Here is a 12974-nt window from a genome sequence, read left to right as displayed (position 1 = left end):
TTGTTAAAAAGAATAAATATATTAGATGAAAAAACTATTAATAAAATAGCCGCTGGTGAAGTAGTAGAAGCTCCTTATTCCGTAGTTAAAGAATTAGTTGAAAATAGTATAGATGCTAAATCTAAAAATATAACTATAGAAATAGAAGAAGGTGGACAAAAAAGCATAAAAATTACTGATGATGGTATAGGTATACACGCCCAAGATATAGAAAAAGCCTTTATACCTCATGCTACCAGCAAAATATCTTCACTAGAGGATATTTACCAAATAAACTCTATGGGTTTTAGAGGAGAAGCTTTATCAAGTATAGCTGCTGTATCAAAAGTTTTATTAAAAAGCAAAATTGAAAAATTAAACTTTGGGAAAGAAATATCTATAGAAGGTGGAAAAATAAATTATATAAAAGATGTGGGATGCAATACAGGAACCATAGTAGAAGTAAAAGATTTATTCTTTAATGTACCTGCTAGAAAAAAATTTTTAAAATCTCAAAGGAGAGATACATCTTTAATATCAGATATAATAAACAGATTAGCTATTTCTAATTCAGATATATCTTTTAAATATATAAATAGCAATAAAAAATCTCTCATTACCTATGGAACTGGTAAAATAAAAGATGTCATAAGAAGTATATATGGTAAAAAAACATATGAAAATATAATATATTTTGAAAATCATTTAGATGTAGTTTCTATGTATGGATATATTGGTAATTCTAATATAACTAGAAAAAGTAGAACTAATCAAAGTATATTTGTAAATAAAAGATATGTAAAAAGCGGACTAATTTCAGCAGCTGTAGAAAATGCTTTTAAATCCTTTACTACTGTAAATAACCATCCTTTTTTTGTATTATTTATAGATATATTTCCTGAATTTATAGATGTAAATATTCATCCTTCAAAATCTGAAATAAAATTTAATAATGAAAGATATATATTTAAAACAGTATTTAATTGTATCCACGAAACTCTTAAAAAATACTTGAAAAATAATTTTTCCTATTCTTTCGAAAACAAAATATTAAAAGATTTAAATAATGAATGCAGCAAAGAATCTATTTTAGAAGAAAATAAAATAGAAAAAATAAAAATCCCCATAGATTTCATTAATAAAGATAATAATACATATAAAAGCCAAGAAAATAATAAATTTAATCATCAATATATACAAGAAAATAATAATAAACTTAATCCTCAATATGCGATAGAAAAAGAAAACACTGTTAACAATAATTTAAAAACTAAAAAAAGCAATATTGATGAAATTGATGAAATTGATAAAATCAGTAAAAAAAACAATTTAAATTATGACAATATAGAATCTAAATTTGGATTATTAAATATTATTGGTAAATTTGACAATACTTATATTATTGCTGAAAATTATAATAAAGAAAATAAAGAACTATATATAATAGATCAACATGCTGCTCATGAAAAAATACTTTTTGAAAAATACCTAAATGAAATAAAAACAAAAAATATTAATTCTCAAATACTTTTATGTCCTACAGTATTAGAATTATCTTTAGAAGATTTTACATTATATGAAGAAAATAAATGTATTTTTGAGAAATCAGGATTTCACATAGAGATTTTTGGTAATAATACTATATGTATAAAAGAAGTTCCTATCATATTAGATAAATCTAATATAGAAAATTTATTTGCAAATATATTAGATAATATAAAAAATATGGGAAGTGGAAAAACTGAAGAAATACAATATGATTTAATTGCTAAAACCGCATGTAAATCTGCTGTAAAAGCAAAGCACCAACTTTCTGATATAGAAATTAAACATTTAATTGAACAACTAAGATTTATAGATAATCCTTTTACATGTCCTCATGGTAGACCTACTATTATAAAAATTACTTTAAAAGATTTAGAAAAAAAGTTTAAAAGAATACAATAAAAAATGTAAAAGGGGAGATTTATAAATGAAAGAATTGCTTATAATTGCAGGACCTACAGCTGTAGGAAAAACAGATATATCTATAAAACTTGCTAAAAAATTAAATGGAGAAATAATTTCTGCAGACTCTATGCAAATATATAAATATATGAATATAGGCTCAGCTAAAATAACAAATGAAGAAATGAATGGAATAAAACATCATTTAATAGATGTAGTAGAACCTAAAGAAAATTTTAATGTATCCATGTATAAAGATTTATCTGAAAAAGCTATAGATAATATAATATCAAAAAATAAAATTCCTATTTTAACAGGAGGAACAGGTTTATATATAAATTCATTAATTTGCAACTATAATTTTACAGAAGCTGAACAAGATGAAAAATACAGAGACTATCTTCAAAACTTAGCTAAAGTAAAAGGAAAAGAATATGTGCATAGTCTTTTAAAAGATGTAGATGTAGAATCCTACAATAGACTTTATCCTAATGACTTAAAAAGGGTAATAAGAGCTTTAGAAGTATATAAACTTACAGGAAAAACTATTAGTGAGTACAACAAAGAAAATGATATTTATGATATACCTTATAAAATATATTATTTTATATTAAACATGGAAAGATCTAAACTTTATGAAAGAATAAATAAAAGAGTAGATATTATGTTAGAAAAAGGTCTTATAGAAGAAGTTAAAAAATTAAAAAATATGGGTTGTACTGCAGATATGCAATCTATGAAAGGCATAGGTTATAAAGAAATTCTAAATTACTTAGATGGAGATATAAATTTAGATAGGGCAATTTACCTAATCAAAAAAGGTAGCAGAAATTATGCTAAAAGACAATTAACTTGGTTTAGAAAAGATAAAAGAGCTATTTGGATAAATAAAGATAATTTTGAGAATGATAATTGTATAGTTGAAGAAATTATAAAAAAAGTAGATTTGCTTAAAAAATAGAGGATTTTTATTATTTTTATAGAATATATATAAATAATGTTTATGGAGGGTGATTATATTTATGACCAAGGCAGTTAACAATTTACAAGATATATTTTTAAATGGTGCAAGAAAGAATAGAACTAACGTTATTATATACTTAACTAATGGTTTCCAAATTAGAGGAACTGTAAAAGGATTTGACAATTTTACTGTAATTCTAGATACTGATGGAAAACAAATGATGATATACAAACATGCAATTTCTACAATTGTACCTTCTAAACCTCTACTATTTAATAATAACGAGTCGCTATACTAAAAAGAATAGGCTGCAAAATTGCCTATTCTTTTTTTATATGTTACTATATTTAAGATAGTTTTTCAACTAAAGTCGTATTTTTATTTATAGGAGGTTACAAAATGTTAAACGAAACAAAAAACAAACTAAAAAATATGTATAATATAACAGATATAGTATTTGATATTTATGAAAAAGCTATAAAAGATGTAGAATCTCAATTTGATGTTTATGATAAAATACGAGAATTTAATCAATTAAAGGTTTTAAATGCTTTTCAAGAAGAAAGAATAAGTGATTCACATTTCACAAATTCTTCTGGATATGGATATGGAGATATAGGAAGAGATGCTTTAGATAGAGTATATGCAAAAATATTTAATTGTGAAAGTGCTCTTGTAAGACCCCATTTTGTAAATGGTACCCATGCTTTAGGAGCTGCACTATTCGGAAATTTAAGACCGGGAGATACTCTTCTTTCTATTTGTGGAAGCCCTTATGATACTTTACATAGCGTTATAGGCATAGGAGATAATAAGAACATAGGTTCTCTAAGAGAATATAATATAAATTATAAACAAATAGATTTAACAAAAGAGGGTAAAGTAAATTTAGAAAAAGTTAAAGAAGAATTAGAAAAAGATAAAACTATAAAAATTATACATATACAAAGGTCTACTGGTTATGGATGGAGAAGGGCTTTATTAGTATCAGAAATTAAAGATATAATTAGTTTTATAAAACATATAACTAATGATGTTATATGTTTTGTAGATAACTGCTATGGAGAATTTATAGATACTATGGAACCTACTGATGTAGGTGCAGATTTAATGGCAGGGTCATTAATAAAAAATATTGGAGGGGGAATAGCTCCTACAGGTGGATATATAGCTGGTAAAGAAAAATATGTAACTCAATCTTCTTATAGATTAACCATTCCTGGAATAGGAGGGGAATGTGGTTCCACTTTTGGAGTTATGAGGCTTTTATTTCAAGGATTGTTTTTTGCACCTCATGTAGCTATAGAAGCTATAAAAGGAGCTATATTATGTTCTAGAATAATGGAAATTGCAGGATTTGAAGTACTTCCAAATTATAAAGATAAAAGAAGTGATATAATTCAAGCTATTAAGTTTAATGATAAAGAAAAGTTAATAAAATTTTGCAAAGGCATTCAATATGGTTCTCCAATAGATTCTTTTGTAGAGTGCGAACCTTGGGATATGCCAGGATACGACGATAAAGTTATAATGGCAGCTGGAGCTTTTATTCAAGGATCTTCTATAGAATTATCAGCAGATGCTCCTATAAGACCTCCTTACATAGCTTATCTACAAGGGGGACTTACTTTCGATCATGCCAAAATAGGTATTTTAATAGCTTTATCAAATATATTTAAAAATGACTCTATTTAATTTTTATTCCTAACCATATAGTTTTAATAAATAATAATCAAAGCCGTTATATAAATATTCGACTTTGATTTTTATTTATTAAAATTTATATAAAATACAGTTTAATTAATATTTTCTATATAATCCTACTATTTTTCCAAGTATTGTACAATTCTTAACTATTATAGGTTCCATGCTTTTATTTTCAGGTTGTAATTTAATACAGTCTTTTTCTTTAAAAAATCTTTTAATTGTAGCTTCATTTTCAATCAATGCAACTACAATATCACCATTTTCTGCTATATTGCTTTTTTCCATTATAACTAAATCTCCATTTAATATTCCTGCTTCCACCATGCTTTCTCCATTAACTTTTAACATAAATAACTGTTTATTATTTTTTATAAATTCTATGGGTAAACAAAAAGTATTTTCTATATTTTCCACAGCTAGCATTGGAGCTCCAGCAGTTATATTGCCTACTATAGGTATATTAACCATTTCCTTTTTTACAGAGGATTCTTCTAATATTTCTATAGCTCTAGGTTTAGTAGGATCTCTTCTTATAAATCCTTTTTTCTCTAAACGTTCTAAATGACCATGAACTGTAGATGTAGACCTTAATCCTACTGCTACACATATTTCTCTAACTGATGGAGGATAACCTTTTTCTTTAACTTGTTTTTTTATATATTCATAAATTTCCATTTGTTTGCTATTTCTACTTTTACCCATAATAAAAAACACCTCACAATTTATTATTTTGAATTATATCACAAATTTTATTAAATAGCAAACTTATGTTCTTATAATATAATTTTTACAAAAATATTATATTGAATATTTTTTTCTGTTTTGATATAATGTTAGTTCCATATAATATTAAAATACTTAGTATATTAATTAAATGTAATTAGGGAATAATCTATTAATATATTATATTTTTATAAAATTTAAATTTTACTAAAATGAATAATTAAAAATAAATTAGTTTTTTTAACTATAATATTTATAAAGAAAGAAGGTATTCATAACATGGAAAATAAACTTTGTATATTTAATTCTAACAAAGTATGTAATAATTGCGGCGATTGTATAAAATGCGATTTAGATAAAAATAAAACTTGTAACAATTGTGGCAAATGTCTAGAATTAGAAGGGTATGATTTAAAAGCTATAAAAATAAATGAAATTATTGAGGATAGCGAAGATTATACTGAATTAGACATTCCAAAAGATGACTTGGATTACTCACAAGAATACTTATTAGAAGAAGATTTAAAAGAAGAGGATATAAAAATAGAATATATTGATGATATAACTGGTTTAAAAGAAGTATTAGAAGATGAAGATTTATTTAAAAAAGTTGCTATAGAACAATTTCCTGGATTAATAAGATTAAAAAAGAATAAAAAATAACTCTATTATTATTTTTAATAGAGTTACTTTTTTAATTATTTGTATATGAATTTACAAAAGCTAATCTTGATTTTCATCATTTTCATCTTCATTACTTAAAGGATTTAATTTTACTGCTTCTCTTAATTTATCATCATCTACATGAGTATATATTTGAGTAGTAGAAACATTTTCATGACCTAATATTTTTTGCAATGTTCTTATATCTACATCTCCATATTTATACATCAGTGTAGCTGCTGTGTGTCTTAATTTATGAGGTGTATATTTAGTGCTATCTAAACCTGCTTTTTTTACATATTTTTTCACCATTTTTTCAACAGTTCTTTTATTAATTCTTCTGTAATTTTTGCTTAAAAACAAAGCATCTTTTTCACTTTCAGAAATTTTATTTGCTTTTTCATTTCTTACATTTAAATAGCTGCGTATAGCATCAACACAAGCTTTATTCAAATATACTGTTCTTTCCTTATTTCCTTTACCTATAACCGTTAGAGTATCTCCTTTAATTTTAGATATATTAATACTACATAATTCAGACAATCTTAATCCGCAATTTAAAAACAACGTTATTATGCAATAATCTCTTTCTCTATACCTTCCATCTATAGCATTAAGAAGGGCTTTGCTTTCCTCTAAAGTTAAATATACTGGGTTTCTTTTATTGATTTTAGGTGTTTCTAATTCTACAGCAGGGTTATCATCTATAATTTTTGCTTTACCATATAAAAATTTAAAAAAAGATTTTAATGTAGCTACTTTTCTAGCTCTAGCATAATTTCCATTGTTTCTATATTCTTCTGTAAAAGATATAAAAGCATAAAGATCTGCTAACTTTATTTTTCTTAAAAATCTATCATCAATATCATCTATTTCTATTTCTTCAAATTCAATATTATCAGATATAGAACCTTTATATAATTTTAAAAATCTAAAAAACATAATCAAATCAATTTTATATCCATTAATAGTATTAATTGATTTTCCTTTTATAGTACTCAAATAATTTAAGAATTCATTAACTCTCTCTGGTAAAGCATGATTATATATATGATTTAATTTGTATTTCATGTAAAAATCCTCCTAAACACTATATTATATTCGCTAAATGTATATTTAGCGAATATAATATTCTATAAAAGTTTATAAAAATCCTTCTTTTATAAAATATTAATTATAATTATTTTGCTTATTTTTAGTAAAATTTAAAATTTATATTTTTGAAAATTTTAGTTAAATATTGTAGAATAATATATAAGTAAAAATCATCATTTTTGTTTACTTTTCTACTCTATTTTCAATTACGTTTCAATTGATAATATATATCAACTATAAGGTTTTTGTTTATACATATCATTAATAATTATACCACATTTTACATTAACATTATGTGGAAATAATTGTTGACTATTATCAGTTTAATTTTTTACCACATAATGTTAATAGTTATGTGGATTCATTTTTTTACTATATTTGACTATTTTAGATATGTAGATTTACAAAAAATTTGAAACTAATTTATTTGTAAAAAAGGAAAATAAAAAATCTACATTTGTAGAAAACTACATCTGTAGATTTTTAAATTTGTTTTTAATAATACAAATCATGTGCTCTTAAAAATATACACTTAGAATGTATTTCAAATTTATAACAATTTAATTAATATTCTTTTAATGTATTCTATATAATATAAAATAAAATTTATAATTATTATTTTGTATTAAAATATTTTCTTTTTCAAAATTTATTATAAGATTTTTAAATAAAACTTTTATATCATTATATATTAATTTTATTTAAATAATGTGTAGGATTTTATTATTTTGGTTTACTTTATTTTTTATACACATATTTTATATTATGTAAATATAATTCTAAAAATTATAAAGGTATAATATTATACCTTTATAATTTAAAATTAAACATTTATTTCTACTTCTTCTCCTAATAAATTTTTATTATTATCTAATATTGGTTTTATAACTAATTTTATAAATTCTTCAACTTGACTTGGTGCTCTGCCTATAAATTTACTAGGATTTATTAATTCTTTAATTTCTTTTTCTTCTAATTTAAAATTATTATCCTTAATAATTCTCTCTATTAAATCATTATTTAAACCTTCTTGTTTTACTTTCTTTGCCGCTTCCATTGAATGTTGTCTTATTCTTTCATGTAATTCTTGTCTATCTCCACCTCTTTTTACAGCTTCCATTAAAATATTTTCTGTAGCCATAAAAGGTAATTCACTTTTAACATGAGACTCTATGACTTTTTTATATACTACCATATTTTCAGATACATTCATATATAAATTAAGCACTCCATCTAAAGCTAAAAATGCTTCTGCTATGGATATTCTTTTATTAGCTGAATCATCTAATGTTCTTTCAAACCATTGAGTTGAAGCTGTTATAGCAGGATTTAAAGAATTAACTACTACATATCTGCTTAATGCACTTATTCTTTCACATCTCATAGGATTTCTCTTATATGCCATAGCCGAAGAACCTATTTGATTTTTTTCAAAAGGCTCCTCCATTTCCTTCATATTTTGAAGAATTCTCAAATCATTGCTAAATTTATAAGCACTTTGAGCTATTTCTGAAAGAGTATTTAAAATTATTGAATCTACTTTTCTAGGATAAGTTTGACCAGTAACCATAAATTCATTTTTAAATCCCATTTTTTCTGTAACTAATTTATCTAATGTTTTTACTTTATCATCATCACCATTAAATAATTCCATAAAACTAGCTTGTGTTCCTGTAGTTCCTTTTACTCCTCTAAATCTTAAATTTTTAATAACAAAATCTAAATTTTCTAAATCTAAAACTAAATCCTGTATCCAAAGTGTTGCTCTTTTTCCTACAGTAGTTAGTTGTGCTGGCTGCAGATGAGTAAATCCTAAAGTAGGTAATTCCTTATATTTTAAAGCAAATTTACTCAATGAATTTATTACATTAATTAATTTTTTTCTTACTAAATTTAATGCATCTCTCATTACTATTAAATCTGTATTATCTCCTACATAACAACTTGTAGCTCCTAAATGTATTATCCCTTTAGCTTTTGGACATTGTACTCCATAAGCATAAACATGACTCATTACATCATGTCTTACTTCTTTTTCTTTTTTTTCAGCTACTTCATAATTTATATTATCTATATTATCTTTTAATTCCTTTATTTGCTCTTCTGATATATTTAATCCTAAATCTTTTTCACATTCTGCTAAAGCTACCCATAATTTTCTCCAGGTTTTAAATTTATTTTCTTCTGAAAATAAATAAGACATTTCTATTGAAGCGTACCTAGAATTTAAAGGTGTACTATAAAGATTTTTCATACTATACCTCCATACGTATAAAATTTATTTGTTTTTTTATTTCATTCATATTATAACATATAATAAATATTATTAACACTTCTATATTCGTATTTATTTAATTTAAATTTTATATTAGTTCTATATATGTATAGATAATAATATACTTTACTATAATATAAAATTTAATATATATAGGAGGTTAATATATGTATAAACTAAGTTTACTAGATAAAATATCATTAATATTAGTGATAATAGGTGCAATTAACTGGGGACTTATAGGATTATTTAATATTAATTTAATAGGACTATTATTTGGTGAACCCGCTAATATACTAGGAAGAATAATTTACATAGTAGTAGGTGTAGCAGGTATAAATATGATTTTACTTTTGTTAAAAACAAAAAAAACATCTAAAGCATAAAAAAGGCTCAAAAATTATAGAGCCTTTTTTATTCTAATAATTTTATTAATCTAACAATTTCATCTACTGCTAAAGCTTCATCATCTCCTGATGCAATTACACTTATCTTTAAACCTTTAGTTACACCTAATGATAAAACACCTATTAAACTTTTAACATTAGCCTTTTTTCCATTAGATTCTATAAATATATCTGATTTAAAAGATGATGCTTTTTTAACTAATAAAGTAGCTGGTCTAGCATGCAATCCTGTAGCACTATTAACCATTACTTCTTTTTTTATCACTTATATCACCTCACTAATTACATTTATTTTATCATATCAATAAAGCTTTCAATTCTATTTAAACCTTCTTCAATATTTTCCATAGATGCTGCATAAGAAAGTCTAATATAATCATCTATTCCAAAACCTATTCCAGGAACTACCGCTACTTTATGACTATCTAATAATGCATCTGCAAAAGAAATTGAATCTTTTATATTTATTCCATTTATAGTTTTCCCAAAAAATTTAGATATGTTTAGCATTAAGTAAAATGCGCCATAGGGTTTTATAAAAGATACACCCTTCATTTTTTCTATTCTTTTAATCATATAATTTTTTCTTTTTTCAAATTCTAATTTCATATTATTTACTGTAGTTTGATCCCCTTCTATAGCTTCTAATGTAGCATATTGAGCAATAGAATTTGGATTAGAAGTAGTATGGCTTTGTATATTTGACATAAGCTTTATTATTTCTTCATCTGCTGCACAATACCCTATTCTCCATCCTGTCATAGAATAAGTTTTTGATACACCATTTATAATTATAGTTCTTTTGTAAGCATCTTCAGAAATACTAGCTATACTAATATGTTCTTTATTTTCATATATCAATTTTTCATATATTTCATCTGATATTATATATAAATTATGTTTTTTAGAAAACTCTGCTATTTTTTCTAGCTCTTCTTTTGAATAAATTGTACCTGTAGGATTATTAGGACTATTAACTACTATTGCTTTAGTATTTTCAGTAATTGCTTTCTCTAAGTCTTCTATAGTAAATTTAAAACTATTTTCTTTTTTTGTATCTACAAAAACAGGAATACCATCTGCTAATTTTATTAACTCTGGATAACTAACCCAGTAAGGCACAGCTAAAATAACTTCATCACCAGGATTTAATATAGCCTGAAAAGCATTGGCAAGGCATTGTTTAGCTCCATTAGATATTATTATTTGAGATGGCTTATATGAAATATTATTATCTTTACTAAATTTATTGCAAATAGCCTTTTTTAATTCTAATATACCAGATGCAGGTGTATATTTTGTTAATCCATTACTCATAGCACGAATTGCTGCTTCTTGAATATTTTCTGGAGTATTAAAATCTGGTTCTCCTGCTCCAAAACTTACTACATCAACTCCATTAGCTTTCATTTGCTTTGCTTTAGCTGTTATAGCTAATGTAAGAGATAAGGATACTTGTTTTGCTTTTTTTGATAGTGTCATTTAGCAATACCTCCATATAATAAATTCTAAATAAATTTTTACTAATAATATATCACTTTTTATACTTTTTGTAAAATATCTATTTAAAATTCATTAATAAATTTTGTAGTTATTTTTAACTTTTAGAAATAAAAATAACTCCTATTATTATAAAAACAACTCCTATTATTCTTAAATAAGTAATATTTTCTTTAAAAACTAAATAAGAAAATATCATAATTAAAACATACCCTAAACTAACAAAAGGGTAAGCATAACTTAACTCTACTTTACTAAGTACCTTTATCCATATCAAGAAGCTCACTCCATAAGATGTTATGCCTAACATTACAGGAATATTTTTTAATATATCAAATATAATTTTAAATATGTTTCCACTAAAACTTAAATTAACTGCTCCTAATTTAACCAAAACTTGTCCTAATGCTCCTAAAAACACTGATGTAAGAATAAATCCATACATAACACTAACTCCTTATTTTAATTATATATAATATATTTTTAATAAAATAGTAAGAAAAATATATCGCTATAAATATTGTTGGAAAAGCATATCTTCCTTGACCTTCTGTTATAAAATATACACAAGTAAACATATAAAACAATATACAAAAATATAGGCTATAAAAATTTAAGCAATCTGTATCTTTTTTTAAAATATGCTTCATTACTACAAAACTATATAATACTATAAAAACTAAAGCAGCCATGTAAAATACTTTCTTAACTAAATATGAAAGTCCTATAATAATATTCTTAAATGAAATTTTAATATTACTGCCATACATACTATAGCCTACATCATCACAGGTAAAATAAGTATTATAAAGCCTTTTAAATCCTAATTGTATAAATTGTTTTGGATGAGATTTTATCCACTTTTTTGCTGACTGTCCTAACATTTTATTTCTTTCTGTCATATTGGCTTTTTTATATTCTTCCATTTTTACTATAGAATTTTCTACATCTTCCGCTGCCATCCATCTACCAGATTTATTTTGTGAATTATTATTAATATAAAGAACTATTCCTCCATTATTTGATACATAAGTAAGTTGCCCCATAAGTTTTGTATTTCTATATATCCAAGGGGAAATAGTTAAAAAAGAAATAACAAGTACAGTTAAAGTATTTTTTATAATTTTAATTAAATTTTTAAATTTAATTGCTTCTAATATAAATATTAATAAGAAAAAGACTATAAAAAAGGGTTTTATCATTGTATTAATTCCTACTAATATACCTATATAAATATATTTATAATTTATATTACTAAAATATATATATGTTATTAATAATAGTATGGTAGAAAATAATACTTCAGTACCTACTATACTATTATAAAATATATTGTTAGGGAAAAAAGCAAATATAAAAAATATTATTCTTTTGTCTCTTTCATTTATAGATAACTTTTTTAATATACCTAATACTAATAGATTATTTAAAAAAGCTAATATCACATTAAATATTTTAGCCCATAAAATATTTACTCCAAATATTTTATATATTAATCCTAATACAATGGAATAACCTACTGAAGTATATGTATTACCCCAGCTTCCACCCTTCGCTATATTTATAGCTAAATTATTGTAATATTCAAAATCTGAAAAGGGAACAGCTTTAACTAATCCTATCCAAATTATACTTAATAAAAATGAAAAAAGTAATATGTATTTATAAAAACTTTCTGATTTTAGTATTCTTTCTCTCATTTCTAAATCTCCAA

General features: G+C 23.7%; 13 protein-coding genes. 6 read left to right on the top strand and 7 right to left on the bottom strand.

From position 1 onward, the window contains the following. From mutL to CLOACE_RS00515, 4 genes are all read left to right on the top strand, one after another. Positions 1-1926, top strand: a complete 1926-nt coding sequence (mutL, locus tag CLOACE_RS00530) for a DNA mismatch repair endonuclease MutL (RefSeq protein WP_070109090.1) — start codon at positions 1-3, stop codon at positions 1924-1926. A 25-nt stretch (positions 1927-1951) separates the two neighbouring features. Beyond that, positions 1952-2887: a tRNA (adenosine(37)-N6)-dimethylallyltransferase MiaA gene (gene miaA / locus CLOACE_RS00525; protein ID WP_070109089.1), complete on the top strand. Its 936-nt coding sequence runs from the start codon at positions 1952-1954 to the stop codon at positions 2885-2887. A gap of 61 nt (positions 2888-2948) precedes the next feature. Beyond that, a complete protein-coding gene (gene hfq / locus CLOACE_RS00520; RefSeq protein WP_070109088.1) occupies positions 2949-3188 on the top strand; it encodes an RNA chaperone Hfq in 240 nt (79 codons plus the stop codon). 101 nt (positions 3189-3289) lie between these two features. Further along, positions 3290-4585 carry a methionine gamma-lyase family protein gene (locus tag CLOACE_RS00515; protein WP_070109087.1) on the top strand — a complete coding sequence of 432 codons (1296 nt, stop codon included), beginning with the start codon at positions 3290-3292 and terminating at the stop codon, positions 4583-4585. Positions 4586-4690: 105 nt separating this feature from the next. Here the strand turns inward: CLOACE_RS00515 and lexA are convergent, their stop codons facing one another. Beyond that, on the bottom strand, positions 4691-5299 hold the full coding sequence (gene lexA, locus CLOACE_RS00510; protein WP_070109086.1) for a transcriptional repressor LexA: 609 nt from the start codon (positions 5297-5299) through the stop codon (positions 4691-4693). A 300-nt stretch (positions 5300-5599) separates the two neighbouring features. Here lexA and CLOACE_RS00505 point away from each other — a divergent pair, with 300 nt between their 5' ends. Then, complete coding sequence (locus tag CLOACE_RS00505) at positions 5600-5983, top strand: hypothetical protein (RefSeq protein WP_070109085.1); 384 nt, start codon at positions 5600-5602, stop codon at positions 5981-5983. 60 nt (positions 5984-6043) lie between these two features. Here the strand turns inward: CLOACE_RS00505 and CLOACE_RS00500 are convergent, their stop codons facing one another. Continuing rightward, entirely contained in the window at positions 6044-7054 is a 1011-nt protein-coding gene (locus CLOACE_RS00500) for a tyrosine recombinase XerC (protein WP_070109084.1), read from the bottom strand. An 847-nt stretch (positions 7055-7901) separates the two neighbouring features. After that, positions 7902-9332, bottom strand: coding sequence for an adenylosuccinate lyase (purB, locus tag CLOACE_RS00495; RefSeq protein WP_070109083.1), 1431 nt, complete (start codon positions 9330-9332; stop codon positions 7902-7904). 188 nt (positions 9333-9520) lie between these two features. On the opposite strand from purB, the gene CLOACE_RS00490 reads away from it, so the two are divergent. Continuing rightward, positions 9521-9739: a DUF378 domain-containing protein gene (locus tag CLOACE_RS00490; RefSeq protein ID WP_070109082.1), complete on the top strand. Its 219-nt coding sequence runs from the start codon at positions 9521-9523 to the stop codon at positions 9737-9739. 28 nt (positions 9740-9767) lie between these two features. Here CLOACE_RS00490 and CLOACE_RS00485 read toward each other — a convergent pair whose 3' ends face one another. The 4 genes from CLOACE_RS00485 to CLOACE_RS00470 form a co-directional block, all read right to left on the bottom strand. Next, on the bottom strand, positions 9768-10025 hold the full coding sequence (locus CLOACE_RS00485; protein ID WP_070109081.1) for an HPr family phosphocarrier protein: 258 nt from the start codon (positions 10023-10025) through the stop codon (positions 9768-9770). 23 nt (positions 10026-10048) lie between these two features. Next, positions 10049-11242 carry a pyridoxal phosphate-dependent aminotransferase gene (locus CLOACE_RS00480; protein WP_070109080.1) on the bottom strand — a complete coding sequence of 398 codons (1194 nt, stop codon included), beginning with the start codon at positions 11240-11242 and terminating at the stop codon, positions 10049-10051. Between the two features lie 115 nt (positions 11243-11357). Then, complete coding sequence (locus CLOACE_RS00475) at positions 11358-11705, bottom strand: SMR family transporter (RefSeq protein ID WP_070109079.1); 348 nt, start codon at positions 11703-11705, stop codon at positions 11358-11360. A 4-nt stretch (positions 11706-11709) separates the two neighbouring features. Further along, positions 11710-12960: a glycosyltransferase family 39 protein gene (locus CLOACE_RS00470; protein ID WP_070109078.1), complete on the bottom strand. Its 1251-nt coding sequence runs from the start codon at positions 12958-12960 to the stop codon at positions 11710-11712. Between the last annotated feature and the right edge of the window lie 14 nt (positions 12961-12974).

Source organism: Clostridium acetireducens DSM 10703 (assembly GCF_001758365.1).
Taxonomy (GTDB): Bacteria; Bacillota; Clostridia; order Clostridiales; family Clostridiaceae; genus Clostridium_C; species Clostridium_C acetireducens.
Note: the sequence above shows the minus strand (reverse complement) of the source record. Positions and strands in the feature narration are given on the sequence as shown.